The organism is Bacillus cereus group sp. N8 (assembly GCF_016483685.1).
GTDB lineage: Bacteria > Bacillota > Bacilli > Bacillales > Bacillaceae_G > Bacillus_A > Bacillus_A proteolyticus.
Genome location: NZ_JAEHBK010000008.1, coordinates 90,031 through 107,042, shown reverse-complemented (window position 1 = coordinate 107,042; position 17,012 = coordinate 90,031). Strand labels below are relative to the sequence as shown.

Below are 17,012 nucleotides of genomic sequence, written 5' to 3'. Positions count from 1 at the left end.
AAGAAAGGTGCCTAGGCACCTTTCTTTTGTAACTCACTTGATTCATTTGATTTATAGAAGAAGAAACCGAGAATCCCGCCAATACATGATGGGATTAACCATCCTATTCCTTCTTTATATAATGGTAACATTTGTAATACGTTAGAAATCGCGTCAATTTTAATATTCGCACTTTCTAAACCGTTAAAGAAACTAATTAACAATGCGCCTAAAATAGCTCCTATATAAATGGTATTACGCTTTCCAATCCATTTATGGAAGTAAGAAAGTACGATTAATACGATTGCAACTGGATAAATGATCATTAACACTGGTAAAGTAACTGCGATTAATTGTGTTAAACCTAGGTTAGATACAATTAAACTAAACACACATACCATTGTTACAATCGTTTTATGCGAAAGTTTCGGGAATAAGTTTGTAAAGAAGCCAGCACAAGCTGATGTTAATCCAACTGAAGTTGTTAAACAAGCAAGTATAATAACAAGTCCTAATAAAATTTTACCACTTGTTCCATATAACTCATTTACAACATTCGTTAAAATAAGCCCACCATTCTCTGATACCCCAAGTGATGTACTTGTTGAACCAAGATAAGCAAGTGATAAGTAGATTAACGTTAAACCAAGTACTGCAATAATACCTGATACTACTGTTATTTTTGCAACTTGACTACTTTCTTTTATTCCTTTAGAGCGGATAACTTGTACAACGACAATTCCAAATACAAGCGCACTAATTGCATCCATCGTTAAATATCCTTGAATAAATCCACCAAAGAAAGCATTCTCTTTGTATGCCGCTAGCGGCGCAGCTGGTTCTCCAATCGGATCAATAATTGCCTTTCCGACAATTACAGCAACAATCAATACTAACAATGGTGTAAGAAATTTCCCGAACCAATCCACTAATTTAGATGGATTTAATGATAAATACCAAGTTATTCCGAAGAAAATTATAGTGAAAAGAAATAGCATGTACCATTCTGAAACCATTGCTTCTGATAGAAACGGCTTCATACCCATTTCAAATGAAACGGCTCCCGTACGCGGAATGGCGAAGAATGGTCCAATCGCTAAATAACTAATTAATGGGAAAATAAACGCAAATATAGGGTGAACTCTAGAAGATAGCGCTTTCAAGTCCCCCTCTACAAACGCGACAGCTGTTACAGCTAATAGGGGTAATCCGACTCCTGTTACAAGGAATCCAATTGTAGCAACCCAAACATTCTCTCCAGCTTGTTGCCCTAAAACTGGTGGGAAAATTAAATTTCCTGCTCCTAAAAATAGTGCAAATAACATTAAACCAATTGCTAATGTATCACCTGGCCTTAAACGTCCCTTCATGCTTTTCATTTGCATAGCACTTTTTCATTGTTTATCTCTATTTTCACAATATGCTATGCATCCTCCTCTCTGCTCAAGCTGATAAAATATGCCCCTCACAAAGCAATGTCTTTCTCCATAATTTCTCCATTCCCCTTATTCTTACTCTAATTATTATTTTTGATTTTTTTGAATATCCAACTCATTAGAGTGGTATTGCTTGGAATATGGTTGTCAGACTTCTTTGTTTTTATCACACATATAGTAACATATTTGGTTGAAAAATAAAAACATATTTTTAAATAGAATTTTTTGAAAATCGAAATTATCCACATATACTTCCTTTATTTATTCTATTACACAAATATTTTTAAAAATTTAAGATTCATTTACTTTATTATATCTAGATATCTTTATGTGAAAGAAAGTAAAAGCCATCAAAAATAAGATGGCTTTACTTGTTAGTCTATCGTTTCAACTTCACGTGGATTTTTCATCTCTTCAACATACACAACTCTAAATCCATGATCTTCTAAATCTTTTAGCAATGTTTCTAATTCGCTATCTTCAAACTCTTCTCCCAATGTAAACATAATTCTACGTACTAATAAAGCATCATTATCAAAAGTCATTAAACTTTGAATACCAGTGTATTTCTTTAGCACTGTCGATAATTTTTGAATAGCCCCATTATAATCTTGTGTTCCAATCATGACAGAATATTTACTAGAATGGACTCCCCATGCATCTTCTAATAGTTCAAAAACTTTTTTATGAGTTAAAATACCAAGGAAGACCCCTTTTTCATCAACTACTGATAAATAAGGTAGCTTTTTAATTGTAAAAAATACTTTAAAGAAGGAAGAGTCTTCTCTCACGTACCCATCTTTATCGTTCAATAATTGTAATACATTATCTTCAAGCGAACCTTTATATTCTAAAATATCTACTTTGTATACATTTCCTAAAAATTTCTCTTTTTTTTCATCTAAAACTGGTACACAACGATACCCTGTTTTATTTAAGTGCTCTAGCGCTTCCCCTACTGTAATTGAGCCGGAGCAAAATAAAACTTCCCTTTTCGGCACATAATTCCCTTTAATCCTCATAAATAGCCTCCTTATGTTAAAATACTTTCTGTGCCATAACTATATTATATTTTCAGAAAAAAATAAATGATTTATTTTATTTTTCTGAAAATTATTCATTTTTCCGTCATAATTTATTCATTAATCATACACTTGTATCAAGTGAAACTTTAATAAGTGGGGATTTTTCCACCCACTTATTATTAGCCCTCACCAATCGGGCCTTTACGGGCAGCCCGACTCCCACCTAACTTCTTCACATTCGCCGAATTTTGTGGTGGATTCCTACTGCCCGTTAAAGCGGGATAATCTTGAGCGTAGTACATTCTCTCTAACCTACTTCGAGAAAAATATGTTGTAACTTCATCCGAAAAAGGCTAAAATAAGAATAAGAATTTTCTGAATATTCAAAGAGTAGGTGATTGTATGTCCTTATTGCGCTCACATATATGTAAATTTATAATCGGTGTTTTGATTATTTTTGTCATAAGTCCTATTCCAGCATTATTCATTACACATAATTACTCTTATTTAACTGGATTTGTAAGCATTTTTCATAATTTTGCACATCCTTCTTCCATTTCAATTCCAACAATTGATTGGATGCATGAACCTATCCTTTTCTCAGCAAATCAGCTTATACATGCACAAAATATAATACATACCTCTAATCATTCGTCACCACTGTTCCCCTACATATGGGAAATTTATTTTTTATCGATAGTTCGTTTCACATTCACTCTTGTAATCGGTTTCTTTATAAGTCTAGGAATTGGTCATCTATTTTTAAAAGCACCCAATTCATTAAAAAAGTGCAGTTCTTTATTTCGTTGGATACCATATTCTTTTAGCACTGTGATATTACAATGTTCAGTCCTATTATCACTTCTCTATATCGCGAAATTCATAAAGTTTCCTTTCTTCTCCTCTATTATCATCGTATGTAGCGCTTCCATGATTATCGTTATGCAAGCAATTAAAAAATGGCTACCGTTCTTAAATAATACTAATGAATATGAAATAAAAAATTCATCTTTCCTTGTTGATACGTTATTTATTGCACTTACTTCCAATCATAAATCTATTTTAAGTTCCATTATTCTTTCATTCGTTTTTATGGAATGTATTTTTCACACAAACGGACTATTACAATTTGTCGTTCAATTTGGCGGAAAAGCACCTATAGTTGTTACAATTGGTTTATTACTACTTTATATTCCATATAGCATCTTATCGTTTCTCCAAGCTTTCTGGACAACAAACTACTCTAAACAAAATACGTATACTTTAACTAGAAGTATTTCGAAACCATAACATAGAATAACCGTCTACTTAAATTAAATGTAGACGGTTATTCCTATTATATAGAGGACAAAATAACAGCAAATTAAAAAACTACTATTAAAACCTACCATTATTTACCCATTTCCTTTGACTAATCTTTTCATTTGGATTTATTATAAAAGTATAACATAATTGCAGGAGGTGACATCTTTATTCCAAACTTTGGAATAGGGAACACACTTGGACATATTAAATATTTTTCTCATCTTTATACTTATCCTTATTTCTGGTTTTTTCGTTGCATCAGAATTCGCTGTTGTAAAAGTACGAAAAAGTCGAATCGATCAACTTGCCAATGAAGGTAATAAGCAAGCATTAGCTGCAAGAAGCGTCCTATCTAACTTAGATGTTTATTTATCCGCTTGTCAGCTCGGGATTACTATCACTTCTTTAGGTCTTGGTTGGCTTGGTGAACCAACTGTAGAGCATTTATTACGACCACTATTTGAAAGAATCAATATTACTGGGACAATGGCTAACACGCTATCCTTTATTATTGCTTTTAGTGTGATTACTTTTTTCCATGTTGTATTAGGAGAGTTAGTTCCTAAATCTTTTGCAATCCAAAAAGCAGAGGCAATCACTTTAAAGTTTGCAAAACCACTTATTTTATTTGATAAAATTATGTATCCGTTCATTTGGCTTCTCAATAGTGCAGCTATATTTTTCACAAAATTACTCGGTTTAGAGCCTGCGAAAGAAAATGAACTTGCTCATTCTGAAGAAGAACTGCGACTTATTTTAGGGGAAAGTTATAAAAGCGGCGAAATTAATCAAACCGAATATAAGTATGTAAATAATATTTTTGAATTTGATGATCGTGTTGCGAAAGAAATCATGGTTCCTCGTACTGAGATGATCTGCTTATCTACTGAAAATACGTTAGAGGAAAATATGGATATCGTCGCAACCGAAAAGTATACACGTTATCCTATTATTGAAAAAGACAAAGACGACATAATTGGGATGATAAATACGAAAGAAGTATTTCACGATCAAACAAAAAGAATTTATAAACCACTTGAATCGTACATACACCCAGTTTTAACTGTTTTTGAAACAGTTCCTATTCGTAAAACGTTAATACATCTCCAAAAAAACCGTGTTCAAATGGCGATTGTAATGGACGAATATGGTGGCACTGCTGGACTTTTAACGATGGAGGATATTCTTGAAGAAATTATTGGTGAAATTCAAGACGAATTTGATGCAGATGAATCACCAATGATTGAAAAACGCACACCTAAACTTACAGTATTAGATGGAAAAGTACTTATTTCTGAAGTAAATGATATGTTTGGTTTACATATTGATGATAACGATTTAGATACAATTGGGGGATGGCTTCTCTCACAAGCTATTGACTTGAATATTGAAGCTGGCTATTCAGTTGAACATGATGGTTTTCAATTTAAGGCATTAGAACTAGACGGACATCAAATTAAAAAGATTGCTGTACATAAATTAGATTCTATTAAGGAGGTATAAAGTGACTGTATTATTAACCATTAGTATCACCGCTTGTTTCATTGTTTCATTTCTTGCCTTTATTTACCCCATTATTCCTGGCATTCTTGCAGTATGGGCTGGCTATTTCATTTATCATTTTGGTATAAATGGCGGAGAGTTAACAACATCTTTTTGGATCATTCAAGTCATTTTTACGCTTTTCATTTTCGGTGCTGATTTTATTGCAAATGGATATTTCTTAAAAAAATACGGAAGTTCTAAGTGGGGTGAACGTGTCGGCATGATTTCTATCATTGTCGGCTCGTTCTTCTTCCCACCATTTGGTCTTATTATAATACCGTTTTTATCGGTATTTATAACAGAATTAATGCATAAAAAGGCGCCAAAAGACGCCTTTTTAGTCGGAATTGCAACTGTAGTTGGTTTTTTAAGTAGTACAGTAGCAAAAGCAATTCTCCAAATCATTATGATTATTTTCTTTGTATGCTATATCATTTTTTAGCCATCCCTATTTTGGGATGGTTTTTTAATATGAAATACCTACTCTACTTTTCTCACATTTACTTTTATGACATAATCCCCATGTAAAATGAGCTGTATCACCAACAGTGATTTTGGATCCATCTGCCGGCAACATATCTTTTTCCGTTCGATATAAACCAGTTTCATCACCATTTATTAAATGCGTTGGACAAACAACAGTCCAGCAAAGTTTACTATTTTCCAGCGCTACATAGGCAGCTAAATGATCTTCCGCTGCTGTTGTTGTTTTTCTTTTCGATTCATTTGATTGGAAACGATATATACTTGGATTTGTTCGTGCTTGTAAAATGCCAGCAGTTCCTATTGTAACTATCTTCTTTATGCCCTCTTTTTCCATACATTTTATAATAATTGGTAAACTCTTTGCTAACGTTCCATTCCCATCTGTCCCAAGAGTACTAATTACAAAATCGCACCCTTTCACTGCTTCTTTTATCTCATTTTCATTTAATACATTTCCCTCTATAATATGTAACCTTTCATGCTCTATTTCCACTTTACTCAAATCACGAACTAATGCAGTCACTTCATATGAATCATGTAATGCTAACTTCAAAATGTGTGAACCTACTCTACCTGTCGCTCCTAATATACATACTTTCATATACTATCCCCCTCTTCCATTCTTTCTCTCTATTTTTCCGCAAAACTTACAAATATACAACAAAAAAGCTTCCCCATATATGTGAGGAAGCACTATTATCCATTTTCCCCGCTATTTGCGGTCAATAAGACTCCCACCTCAAAATTCGGCGAGTACGAGGGAGTTAGGTAGGACCGGGATCAACTGCCTGTAAAAGCCCGATTAGTGTGGGCTAATAATCAGTCGGGGATGGACACCCCCCCACTGATTAAAGCTTCACTTTATTTCTTTTCTTTTGAATCAGAAGACTTTTCTGTTCCACTTGTTTCTTTATCTTTCTTTTCATCTTGCTGCGAAGTTGTGTCATCCTCTTTCTTTTTATCCTCACCTTTACTACAACCTACCATTAATAAAGAACTTGCAAGTGCCATAGCAGTTAATGACTTAACCCATTTGTTCATTTGCGTTTCCTCCCTTTGATAGAATATGTACAATCCCATATTACTCTTTATTTTTAAAGGAAAGATTTAAAAATAGTAAAGATACAGTAAATTTTTGTAAATATCCCGATAACAAACCCACTCTTTAATCTTCACCCTCTAATTGAACATAAAAAAACTAAGGCGCCTTTCATTCCGCCTTAGCTTTTCACGCGAATTTTTCATTTTCATACACATGTTTAATCTTATATTCCTTCTTCATAACATATTGCCAAACATTATATGCGTAACGGTTCATTTTCACAAAACAATTTTCCAGAAAAGAACGAAACTCCGGGTTCGCAACTTCTACTGCCACTTGAGCAAACTTTAATGCTAATCGTTTCAAATGTGTAATATAACAAATAGCAATCCCAATATCCCCTGTATACTCATCATCTGTTTCCCTATCCATTTCAGTAAATTCCGGCCACATTTGTTTACAAGTTATATGTTGTATATTTTCTCCTTCTTGAAAATTCACTTGTTCATTATATGCTTGTAACATATACGGCAAATGATGCTGCAAAATATCCTTTAATTCTTCATCTCGAACCTTGCTCGTGTATTCTCCAACTTTATATATAAGTGTGTAACTATATGTCATCAATTCTTTCATACAATCCATTAAAGCGCCTCCCTTCCTATTTTTCACCTATATACTATAAATATGATGCGATAACATTCGCTATTCTTGCTAGAAACCAATCCCAGCGACTAATTTCTTCAAAATCTTCTTCTGAAAATCGTTTTGACTTATGAAAGTCTTCTTTTAGTCGATTCCAGACGTCAACAACGACTGCCTTATCATATATGACACAATTTGATTCGTTATTTAAATAAAAGCTTCTATTATCAAAATTCGCTGTTCCAATATCGACGATTTCCTCATCAATGATTGTCACTTTCCCATGAAAAAATCCATTCCGATATTGATAAATCTCCGCCCCAGCATCTAACATATCTTTCAAATGAGGATATGCAGCTTGTTTTAACAATACGGCATCACTTTTAAATGGGACGAGAATTTTCACACGGACACCACGATTTAATGCATCTTTCAGTCCTTTTACCATCTCTTTACTCGGTACAAAATATGGTGTAGCAATAATTAAAGAGTGTTTTGCCTTCTTTAATAACGCTCCATACTTCTGCCATAATCCTCTTCCATTCGAAAATATATATTGATATTTTACATTTCCTTGTTCAGGTAAATCTTGATGTATAGGGAATTTCTCTCCCGTATCCTCTTGCCAATCTTCCGCGAATTTCCGTTCCATATCAGCAGCTCCATTCCCTTCGATGCGTACATGATAATCACGCCACGGACCAAATTTAGTATCTTGTCCAAGATACTCCTTTCCAATATTAAAGCCACCGATGTACGATACTTTCCCGTCTATCGTAACAATACGTCTATGATTACGTTGATGCAAAGAATAAAATAAGTTTTTCAATTTAGGTTTTTTACTAAATGTGAACTTTACGCCTTTTTCTTTTAATTGATTAATTATCTTTTTCTTAAGTTTATATCCACCAATACGGTCTACTGACAATTTCACATCTACTCCACTAGATGCTTTTTTCTCTAATAACTGTAAGAACTTTTGGCTGACTTCATCTTTTCCTACAATATAAAAATGAATATACACATTCTTTTCTGCACGATTTATATCCTCAAATAAACTTTTATATAACTCATCACCGTTCGTATATAATTGAAAATCCCCTAATCGAATTTTTTCTAATTCATATCCACTAGCCATTTTCTTCCCCATTTCCACATCGACGTTCATCCATATGAATACACCTATAAAACAAAATATTACAATTAAAAAGTGCTTCATGGATATGTTCCTTTCTCTAAACACTGTTATTCCTATATCTTTCCTTTTTTTAACATTACCATTCAAAAAATATGTCATTGCATGATATACGTCCATATCAAACCGGAGCTCATCTGCATATTGTATGTTGTATCTTAAAATAAAAGGAGGAAATAACAATGGGCTTCGCACATGGTAATGGATTTGCGCTACTAGTCGTATTATTTATCCTCTTAATTATCGTCGGTGCTGCTTGCTTCTGCTAAGCAGTTATTGTAATACGATATGCGGATGAAAAAACTATAAAAGCGGACACCTATTTTTAGGTGTCCGCTTTTCATTGCAAAAATCCCCTAGCCTATTTCAATAATAGTACCACTGGAAAAGTATGTTTCATCAAAAAGTTAACAGTGTAGCTACCTTCTTACTCTCTGCCTTACGAATATGGCGTTGTTCTGCACGTAACACAGCAATTCGATGCAATTCTTTCTCCTCTTCTGTCTCAGGGATAACACGCGGTACAGGAACTGGATTATTCTCCTTACTAAGCGCAACAAAAGTAACGAATGAAGTTGCCGCTACACGTTTTTCACCTGAAATTAAATCTTCCGCTACTACTTTCACAAAAATCTCCATAGAAGTTCTTCCCGTCCAAATTACGAAAGATTCATAACTAACACAATCTGAAGAACGAACTGGGTGTAAGAAATCTACCCAATCCATAGACGCTGTGACACATTCCATTCTCGAGTGTCTCGTTGCTGAAATTGAAGCAACCATATCCATCTCCGCCAATATCTTTCCACCAAATAGCGTGTTATGATCATTTAAATCTGTTGGAAATACTCGGCTCGTTTTAAACACTCTTGATTCATTAGCTGTTTTACCCTTTACTTCAGTCATTGTTATCACCCCTTTAATTATTTATCCCAAATATCCCAATATACTCTACATCTCATGAACTACACGTTTAATATTAACAATTTTTAGAACTTTTAGTCCATAAAAAAGAACCGATTTTATCAATCGGCTCCTCTAAATACATATTGTTCTTTCGGCTGTTCAACTTTATTCCATTTCGTTACTTCTAGAACAGGGATATTCGCATGAAACGGCTGATAAAATTCAGTTGAAATTTCTCCTTCCACCTGAATCCAATCATCATTTTTCCACTCTACACCTTCTGGTTTTTTTACTAACATACCATATACACCCGAATCCGCTACGCAATGTATAATACCGAAACGGAATAAGAAGTATTGTTCTTTCTTGGAAGAGTCATCGCGAAAAACAAACCCTTTATAAGACAGGGTTTTACCAGTAAACTCACCAGGATAATTATAAATTGTCTCCATACCCTTGAGGAAATCCTCATCTTTTAATGCAATATTGTCTTTTGTAACAAACTCTTTCTTCCCTTTTTCCATTACACCACGATATCCTTCTTTCCCGTAATAAATACTCGTATCCGGTCTTAAAAATTGTCTTGTCATAAATGGATCTTTGCTTTCCGCTTGTGCAACAGGAAAGTGAAACCCCTTCGCCTTAACAATGTCCGAATCTAATGTTGCAATCGGAAAAAATAATCCTGAAATAATCGGAAAACAGAACAGAGTATAAGAAAACGTTCGTTTCCACCATGTATTTTCATCTTTCGAATGATCATGACCACAATGGCTATGATCACAACTACAATCATGTTTCTCTTTTTCCTTTTGGTGCTCTTTCTGGAAAACGATAATAATTTGTACAATCGTTAAGAAACCTAAAATAATAGCTGCAGTTTTTGATAAATAGGCGTACTTCATATTTATATATTTCGTAATATTACCGGAAATATGAAGCTGTCCAATTAATATTGTAAAACCTAATAATATATATGCTCGAAACATAACCTACCACCCCATCGCATAAATGAGTAGTGAGCTTGCATAAACAACAAGTGTAACTGTAACCGTCACGACAATTACAAATTTTGTTTTAAATGTCGCAAGCATCATAAACATATTTTTAATATCCACCATCGGTCCATAAACGAGGAACGCGACAAGTGACGCTGTTGAAAATGTACTTTGAAACGAAGAAGCAATAAATGCATCTGCCTCTGAACAAAGTGATAAAATAAAAGCAAGTCCCATCATTACAGCTGATGAAGAAAACGGACCTTGTCCAATAGCAAGCAATGTTGAAGTTTGTACAAACGTTTGAACTGCAGCAGCAATTAACGCTCCTAACACTAAATATTTTCCCATTGAGAAAAATTCCTCAACAGCATGAGTACATACATCCCACATTTTTGTACGTAATGGACGCTTATGATTCACTTCTGGGAAGTGATCATCTCTTAATTGATGCTCTTTAAACATAAATGATAATATAATTCCAACAATAATTGCTACGATAATCGCTACAATAGAACGATACCATACCATGTGCATACTACTTCCAAAAGCAACATATGTAGCAAATAGTACAACTGGATTAATAATCGGTCCAGTTAACATAAATGCAATCCCTGCGTATGGTGGAACGCCTTTTCCGATTAGTCGTCTTACAATCGGAACAATTCCACATTCACATCCAGGAAACATCATGCCTAAAAAAGTAGCTAATAAAACAGAAAGAAATCGGTTCTTTGGCATCCATTTTGCCACCATATCTTCTGTCACAAACATTTGAATGAATCCTGAAATAAATACACCAATTAGCACAAACGGAAGTGCTTCGATTAATATTGAGATAAAGATTGTATTCATTTGCAGGAATGCTTTCGGTAATTGAAACAATTCCATGATGTATTTCCTCCAACTTTTCATTAACAATATGTAATTTTAACCCCATTTTATTATTTGAACAAGGGTTATACAGAATTCACACCCTTCATACACATTACATTTTACAATATATATTCTGTTCCAAAATTGAGATTTCATAGCAAAAAAAGCTGATCTAGCGCAGTTTTATAACTATGCTAGATCAGCTTTCCTATCATTAAAAGTAACGTTTCTTCCAAAAAACAAATGCTAAAGTGAAAGATAATGTTACACATATAATAAGTACAATTACAAAACCATGTGCTTCCCCTTCAAACGGAACCTTTACATTCATTCCAAAGAAACTAGAAACCATCGTTGGTAATGATAAAATGATTGTAATTGAAGTCAACAGTTTCATAACACTATTTAAATTGTTAGAAATAACCGAACTAAATGTATTCATCATCCCACTTAAAATGTGACTATATATTTCTGCCATTTCAATAGCCTGCTTATTTTCAATTAATACATCTTCTAATAAATCTTGATCATCTTCATACATTTTCAAAAATGTACTGTTTCGCATTAATTTTTGAATTACAATCTTATTGGCCTTTAATGATGTTGTAAAGTAAACTAAACTTTTTTCAAGACCGAGCAATGTGAAAATTTCTTTATTTTTCATCGACTTATTTAATTGGTGCTCTAAATCGATTGTTTTTCGATTAATTTGCTTTAAGTATCTTAAATAATAAGTAGAAATTGTATATAAGAGCTGAAGTGCGAAGCGCGTCTTTTTAAACGTATAAAATTCTTTAATACGTTGATTAATAAATCTTTCAAAAATTGGATTTTCTTCTAAGCAAATAGTAACAAAACAATCTGGCATTACAATCATACCTATTGGAATCGTGTCATAAATGGAATTTCCTTCTTCATCATGTCTGACTGTCGGAATATCCACGATAATTAAAGTATTATTGTCTTCCTTTTCAATACGAGAGCGTTCTTCATCATCCAAAGGGTCTTTAATGAAATCTAAGTCTACATTTAAAGTTTGTACTAGATACTGAATTTCTTCTTCTGTTGGATGAAGTACATTAATCCAGCAGCCCTTTTGCATTTCCTCAATCTCTTGTAGTTTTCCGTTTCGGTCTGTTAAATAAATATTTAACATACTATCACCCCGATTCTTTTTACATGTAGGAATCTACCTCACTTAAACAACAGTTTTTGAACCGCTATTTTCAGCATATGGAACAAACGATTAAATTTCAATAGAAAAATTATTTTGAAAACGTTTTTTTAAGAAAAATCTTGTAAACATAGAAAAAGACAGAGTGTTCTCTGCCTTTAAAAAAGCTTATGTTGCCTTTATAACATATTTAGAAAGCATCCACAAGTTAAAGCCGACTGAAATCGTATAGCCAGCATATGTTGAAATGATAAAACTCACATAATCAAAATACGGTAGCAATACAATATTTAAAACTATCTTTACAATTATTCCGATTACTAATCCTAGCACTGTTTTCTGCTGTTGATTGATTCCTTGTAGCATAGCAGCCGTTACTGTGAAGAGTGAAAATAATATACACGCAGGAGCATAGTACTGTAAAATGATTCTCCCCATCTCCGGATCATTTCCGGCACCAAATAAAAGAGTATATACTGGCTTAGCTAATACCATCATCCCAATTGCCGCTGGTACTGTAATCCCTACTACTAATACATTTGTCCTCGTAAAATGTTTGTACAGCAATTTTGTATTTCCTGCTGTATAAGCTTTCGTCATTTCCGGTACAAGAGACATACTAAAAGCGGTCGCAACGGAAACTGGAATGAGCACAACCATTTGAACTAAGCCGATAATCGCATTAATCTTTTCTGCTTCTCCTTGCATATATCCGATTTCTATGAGTAGTTTATTAATTGTAAATGTATCTATCGTCTGATACAACGGAATTGCTAAACCGACTACAACAAACGGTATTGAATATGCAAAGAGCTCCCTATATAACGAGAAAAAAGATTTCGTTGTTTGTTGTATACTTGCCATCTCTTTTTTCTTTAAGTGCCTTCTCCTTTTTACATAATACGCACTTAAAACTGTTAATCCACCTATTGCTCCCATAAATGCACCAAACGTTGAAATACCGACCGCTAGCGAAATAGACTCTTTTAAAACATATAAAACGACAAAACTTCCTATTAAAATGGTTAAGACCCGAAAAAATTGCTCAACAACTACACTTAGTGCAGAAGGCCCCATCGATTGAAACCCTTGAAAGAATCCCCTTAATAAACTCATTACTGGTACAAGTATTAGCGCAAAACTTACAATTTGAATGTTATTAGTGACCGCCGTTATACTATTCCCGGTTTGATCATTTCCATCGATTACAAGTTTAGCTAAATGTGGAGCTAATATATATAGTGTAAAACATGAAATAACTCCCATTATAAACATAAAAACGATACCACTCTTTAATACTCTTTTAACCGTATGATAATCATTCAGTTGATCATATTTTGATACCATTTTTGAAACGGCAAGTGGCAATCCCATCGTTGCAATGCTAAGCATAATTGTATAAGGACGGTATGCATACGTATATAATACGTACCCACTCGTACCTACCATTGCTGTAAATGGTATAACATATATGAACCCTAACATTTTAGATATCATCGTTGCCATCGTTAAAAATATCGTTCCACGTAAAAACGGTGATCCTTTCATCACATTCCCCCGCTACGCTTTATTATTACACATTATGGACAACTTCTTTTTTTTAGAACTGAAACAATAAAAAAAGCCAATGAAAAATCATTGACTTTAATGAGTTGTTTTTCTCTTTTTCAAAAGCTTTAAACCGAAGTAAAGAGCAATAAAGAAAACCGCACCTATAATTATGTAATGTGTGTAATCAGATGCATACTCTTTAATATGTCTCCAATTTCCACCAAGCTTTTCTCCTAAGTATATAAAAAGGATTGACCATGGAATAATCGCTACTACTGTATACAGTGTAAAGAGCTTTAACGGCATCTTAGCTAATCCTGCTGGAATAGAGATAGCATGGCGTACAACTGGGATAAAGCGTGCAGAGAATATTACACCTGCCCCGTATCGTTTAAACCAATTTTCTGCAATATCTAGATGATGCTTATTAATAAGTAAATATTTCCCGTATTTTTCAACAACCGGACGCCCTCCGTAGTATCCAAGCCAGTATAAAAAGATTTGCGCTAAAGTACCACCAATTGTTCCAGCGATAACAGCTCCGACAAAACTAATTTTTCCTTCTGCAACTAAAAATCCTGCATATGAAAGAACAATTTCACTCGGGATAATTTCAATCATTAAACCAAGCGCTACTCCAAAGTATCCTAGACTTGCAAAGAATTGCAATAACTGATCTATTATGTTTGCTAACATTTTCTTTTCTATCTCCTTTTTTCTTCACATACCATCCTATTATCACATAAAAATTGGCATCTGCCAATCTAATCATGTGAACCTCTTCACCTAACCTATAGACATTAATGATAACTACACAATGTTCTTTTTTGTTAAAAGAATATGTACAACCTTTCATCAATATACCCTAAAAGGATACTTGATTCATTTAATTAATCAAGTATCCTTTCCTTATTTTGATCTTTCATAAACGCAAACATTTCTTTAATCTGCCATTCGGTATTTCTAGCGATTGATAAATCAGGTATTTCATTTTCACTAAAAAAATCTATATCTTCTGTTTCAATACTTAGCTTCTTTTCTCCGCCAACAATCTCGCAACCTATAAAAACCTTATATATATGGGTTGCTGATGGGGATGGTTGATGTTTTTCTTTATCGAATATTGCTAGTAGCCTAAAATGATCTACTTTATAACCTGTCTCTTCTAATACTTCTTTCGCCGCGACTTCTGTTGGCGTATAACCAATGTCAGCCCATCCACCTGGCAATGCCCATTTCCTATCACTTTTTTCTTTCACAAATAATAGTTTTTCATTTTGAAAAATAACTGCCCGTATATCAACTTTAGGCGTTTGATAGCCTGTCTCACTTGCAAATAAATTCACTACTACTTCCCAATCTGTGTTTGTGTAATGTGACATCATTGAAACTGAAATGTCCCGTAATTGTTGGAAACGCTCTATATCATATACATCTTTGGAATACATTAAACCAGCTTGTGCTATTGATTGTATTTGTTTGACCCAGTCAATCCATTTAACCGTCATATTTACACAACCCCATTCTTAATCAATTTCATTCCACTAAATACTATTTCACTTTTTTATTTCTCCGTCTTTATTATACAAAAAAGAGATTGATAATGTTTCAATCTCCTTCAAAATCATCCCAATTCATGAAGATGTTCTTGTATATATTTCCTTCTTTTATTTATATATTGAAAAATCATCTCAGCCTCTTGATTAAAAACTGCTATTTTCTCTTTCATATATGGATCCTGAAGTAAATGTGGACGAATGGATTCACACATACCTTCTACTTTCGGTTTTATAAAGGATTCTGTAAATTGTAATTCTAAAACTTCTTCTAATATATTTCGATATTGCTTTCTAAAAATCGGTATATCTAACAATCTTGCACTTAACGTATTATATCCTTGAATACGAATGTACTCATGATTAAGCGGTCTCCCTTGTACATCCCGCCCCCAAGTCGCATCGTAATCCCACGGAATGACTTCAAATAAATTTGTTTCATCGTTATGATACAGTGCATAGTTATGAACAAAACCATCAAAGTTTTGAGTCAAAATAACTCCAGCTAACCAACGTAAATATTTATCAACATGAAGGTATTTTCCAATCTCTTTTTCATAATCATCCCTCGATAGTGTATTTGCTTGAAAAACGAATTCACTCAGTTGCTCTTCACTATTTTCATTCGAACATTTAAACTCATACCCTGCAAAAAGCTCAGTTTTAACATCTTTATCTCTTTCACTCATTAAAGAAAAATTCGCGTCATCATCTATCGCATAATAAATAGAACCACTCGGCAACCCTCTACTTTTTAAAAAGTTTTCATCAACCGATTCTAACTGTAAATATACTCCTTGGATTTGACCATTTATTTTTATAATTACATGCTGTGACTTCGGTGAAAGTACCCCAATATCATTAAAAAAGTCTAATGATAATTTGTTACGAATAAGGGATGGATCCATAAATTCAGAGTTTAAATGATATTCCTTCACCCCTAGAAATTTTTTCGGTTTATAAAACTGAACATGATATGACTTTTTCTCAAACTCACGAATATGAGCACCCCGATAAACGATATCAATATCATACTTCTTTTTTCCATATGTTAACTTTGCTGGTACTGGACTATCTGACCAAATATCTTTTTTCAATTCCACTAAGTACATTGGATGAATAAAAAATTCATATGAAGGTAGCATATATTCTCATCCCTTCTCTGTTCTCTTCATTCAATGTATGCGCCTTGTCTTGTCCATACATCCGCTATCATCTATTTATATAAAATTACACTCTTGTCTTGTTCAGAAAGAAACCTAATCTCATATCATGTTAAGGAAAAAGAATACT

Annotated in this window: 18 protein-coding genes; 4 read left to right on the top strand and 14 right to left on the bottom strand. The window is 33.5% G+C overall.

Annotated features, from left to right (window positions below):
- Positions 1–11 precede the first annotated feature (11 nt).
- Positions 12–1,349, bottom strand: coding sequence for a branched-chain amino acid transport system II carrier protein BrnQ4 (brnQ4, locus tag JDS80_RS14500; protein ID WP_414645833.1), 1,338 nt, complete (start codon positions 1,347–1,349; stop codon positions 12–14).
- 440 nt (positions 1,350–1,789) lie between these two features.
- Positions 1,790–2,437: a cyclic di-AMP binding protein CbpA gene (cbpA, locus tag JDS80_RS14495; RefSeq protein ID WP_071745508.1), complete on the bottom strand. Its 648-nt coding sequence runs from the start codon at positions 2,435–2,437 to the stop codon at positions 1,790–1,792.
- 405 nt (positions 2,438–2,842) lie between these two features.
- Between cbpA and JDS80_RS14490 the strand changes: the two genes are divergently transcribed.
- The 3 genes from JDS80_RS14490 (at position 2,843) to JDS80_RS14480 (ending at position 5,732) form a co-directional block, all read left to right on the top strand.
- Positions 2,843–3,730: a hypothetical protein gene (locus JDS80_RS14490; protein ID WP_098888935.1), complete on the top strand. Its 888-nt coding sequence runs from the start codon at positions 2,843–2,845 to the stop codon at positions 3,728–3,730.
- A gap of 210 nt (positions 3,731–3,940) precedes the next feature.
- A complete protein-coding gene (locus JDS80_RS14485) occupies positions 3,941–5,248 on the top strand; it encodes a hemolysin family protein (RefSeq protein ID WP_071745510.1) in 1,308 nt (435 codons plus the stop codon).
- A 1-nt stretch (position 5,249) separates the two neighbouring features.
- Positions 5,250–5,732, top strand: a complete 483-nt coding sequence (locus tag JDS80_RS14480) for a DUF456 domain-containing protein (protein ID WP_098888936.1) — start codon at positions 5,250–5,252, stop codon at positions 5,730–5,732.
- Between the two features lie 24 nt (positions 5,733–5,756).
- On the opposite strand, the gene JDS80_RS14475 is transcribed toward JDS80_RS14480, so the two are convergent.
- The 4 genes from JDS80_RS14475 to cls all read right to left on the bottom strand — a co-directional run bounded on the left by JDS80_RS14475 (position 5,757) and on the right by cls (position 8,682).
- Complete coding sequence (locus tag JDS80_RS14475) at positions 5,757–6,377, bottom strand: NAD(P)-dependent oxidoreductase (RefSeq protein WP_199638973.1); 621 nt, start codon at positions 6,375–6,377, stop codon at positions 5,757–5,759.
- A 260-nt stretch (positions 6,378–6,637) separates the two neighbouring features.
- On the bottom strand, positions 6,638–6,817 hold the full coding sequence (locus JDS80_RS14470) for a hypothetical protein (protein ID WP_001045959.1): 180 nt from the start codon (positions 6,815–6,817) through the stop codon (positions 6,638–6,640).
- A gap of 187 nt (positions 6,818–7,004) precedes the next feature.
- The gene (locus tag JDS80_RS14465; protein ID WP_071745513.1) at positions 7,005–7,463 is read right to left on the bottom strand and encodes a spore coat protein; all 459 of its coding nucleotides are present in this window, start codon (positions 7,461–7,463) and stop codon (positions 7,005–7,007) included.
- 34 nt (positions 7,464–7,497) lie between these two features.
- Positions 7,498–8,682, bottom strand: a complete 1,185-nt coding sequence (gene cls, locus JDS80_RS14460) for a cardiolipin synthase (RefSeq protein WP_142347458.1) — start codon at positions 8,680–8,682, stop codon at positions 7,498–7,500.
- A 158-nt stretch (positions 8,683–8,840) separates the two neighbouring features.
- Between cls and JDS80_RS14455 the strand changes: the two genes are divergently transcribed.
- Positions 8,841–8,927, top strand: a complete 87-nt coding sequence (locus tag JDS80_RS14455) for a YjcZ family sporulation protein (RefSeq protein WP_000505094.1) — start codon at positions 8,841–8,843, stop codon at positions 8,925–8,927.
- A 130-nt stretch (positions 8,928–9,057) separates the two neighbouring features.
- On the opposite strand, the gene JDS80_RS14450 is transcribed toward JDS80_RS14455, so the two are convergent.
- From JDS80_RS14450 to cotH, 8 genes are all read right to left on the bottom strand, one after another.
- Complete coding sequence (locus JDS80_RS14450; protein WP_000141174.1) at positions 9,058–9,564, bottom strand: acyl-CoA thioesterase; 507 nt, start codon at positions 9,562–9,564, stop codon at positions 9,058–9,060.
- Positions 9,565–9,683: 119 nt separating this feature from the next.
- A complete protein-coding gene (locus JDS80_RS14445) occupies positions 9,684–10,553 on the bottom strand; it encodes a TIGR03943 family putative permease subunit (protein ID WP_071745515.1) in 870 nt (289 codons plus the stop codon).
- 3 nt (positions 10,554–10,556) lie between these two features.
- Positions 10,557–11,453, bottom strand: a complete 897-nt coding sequence (locus JDS80_RS14440; protein ID WP_000418719.1) for a permease — start codon at positions 11,451–11,453, stop codon at positions 10,557–10,559.
- A 199-nt stretch (positions 11,454–11,652) separates the two neighbouring features.
- The gene (locus JDS80_RS14435) at positions 11,653–12,594 is read right to left on the bottom strand and encodes a magnesium transporter CorA family protein (protein WP_000932386.1); all 942 of its coding nucleotides are present in this window, start codon (positions 12,592–12,594) and stop codon (positions 11,653–11,655) included.
- A gap of 186 nt (positions 12,595–12,780) precedes the next feature.
- Positions 12,781–14,160 carry a putative polysaccharide biosynthesis protein gene (locus JDS80_RS14430; protein ID WP_071745516.1) on the bottom strand — a complete coding sequence of 460 codons (1,380 nt, stop codon included), beginning with the start codon at positions 14,158–14,160 and terminating at the stop codon, positions 12,781–12,783.
- Positions 14,161–14,256: 96 nt separating this feature from the next.
- Positions 14,257–14,859 carry an undecaprenyl phosphate transporter UptA gene (gene uptA, locus JDS80_RS14425; protein ID WP_000880692.1) on the bottom strand — a complete coding sequence of 201 codons (603 nt, stop codon included), beginning with the start codon at positions 14,857–14,859 and terminating at the stop codon, positions 14,257–14,259.
- Positions 14,860–15,053: 194 nt separating this feature from the next.
- The gene (locus JDS80_RS14420; protein ID WP_098888938.1) at positions 15,054–15,671 is read right to left on the bottom strand and encodes an NUDIX hydrolase; all 618 of its coding nucleotides are present in this window, start codon (positions 15,669–15,671) and stop codon (positions 15,054–15,056) included.
- Between the two features lie 116 nt (positions 15,672–15,787).
- Positions 15,788–16,864 carry a spore coat protein CotH gene (cotH, locus tag JDS80_RS14415; RefSeq protein ID WP_071745518.1) on the bottom strand — a complete coding sequence of 359 codons (1,077 nt, stop codon included), beginning with the start codon at positions 16,862–16,864 and terminating at the stop codon, positions 15,788–15,790.
- Positions 16,865–17,012 lie beyond the last annotated feature (148 nt).

Excerpts from the sequence above, each read along its gene's own strand:
- brnQ4 (WP_414645833.1), bottom strand. The coding sequence starts at position 1,349 with ATGAAGGGACGTTTAAGGCCAGGTGATACATTAGCAATTGGTTTAATG.
- cbpA (WP_071745508.1), bottom strand. The coding sequence starts at position 2,437 with ATGAGGATTAAAGGGAATTATGTGCCGAAAAGGGAAGTTTTATTTTGC.
- JDS80_RS14490 (WP_098888935.1), top strand. The coding sequence starts at position 2,843 with ATGTCCTTATTGCGCTCACATATATGTAAATTTATAATCGGTGTTTTG.
- JDS80_RS14475 (WP_199638973.1), bottom strand. The coding sequence starts at position 6,377 with ATGAAAGTATGTATATTAGGAGCGACAGGTAGAGTAGGTTCACACATT.
- JDS80_RS14470 (WP_001045959.1), bottom strand. The coding sequence starts at position 6,817 with ATGAACAAATGGGTTAAGTCATTAACTGCTATGGCACTTGCAAGTTCT.
- JDS80_RS14465 (WP_071745513.1), bottom strand. The coding sequence starts at position 7,463 with ATGGATTGTATGAAAGAATTGATGACATATAGTTACACACTTATATAT.
- cls (WP_142347458.1), bottom strand. The coding sequence starts at position 8,682 with ATGAAGCACTTTTTAATTGTAATATTTTGTTTTATAGGTGTATTCATA.
- JDS80_RS14455 (WP_000505094.1), top strand. The coding sequence starts at position 8,841 with ATGGGCTTCGCACATGGTAATGGATTTGCGCTACTAGTCGTATTATTT.
- JDS80_RS14450 (WP_000141174.1), bottom strand. The coding sequence starts at position 9,564 with ATGACTGAAGTAAAGGGTAAAACAGCTAATGAATCAAGAGTGTTTAAA.
- JDS80_RS14445 (WP_071745515.1), bottom strand. The coding sequence starts at position 10,553 with ATGTTTCGAGCATATATATTATTAGGTTTTACAATATTAATTGGACAG.
- JDS80_RS14440 (WP_000418719.1), bottom strand. The coding sequence starts at position 11,453 with ATGGAATTGTTTCAATTACCGAAAGCATTCCTGCAAATGAATACAATC.
- JDS80_RS14435 (WP_000932386.1), bottom strand. The coding sequence starts at position 12,594 with ATGTTAAATATTTATTTAACAGACCGAAACGGAAAACTACAAGAGATT.
- JDS80_RS14430 (WP_071745516.1), bottom strand. The coding sequence starts at position 14,160 with ATGAAAGGATCACCGTTTTTACGTGGAACGATATTTTTAACGATGGCA.
- uptA (WP_000880692.1), bottom strand. The coding sequence starts at position 14,859 with ATGTTAGCAAACATAATAGATCAGTTATTGCAATTCTTTGCAAGTCTA.
- JDS80_RS14420 (WP_098888938.1), bottom strand. The coding sequence starts at position 15,671 with ATGACGGTTAAATGGATTGACTGGGTCAAACAAATACAATCAATAGCA.
- cotH (WP_071745518.1), bottom strand. The coding sequence starts at position 16,864 with ATGCTACCTTCATATGAATTTTTTATTCATCCAATGTACTTAGTGGAA.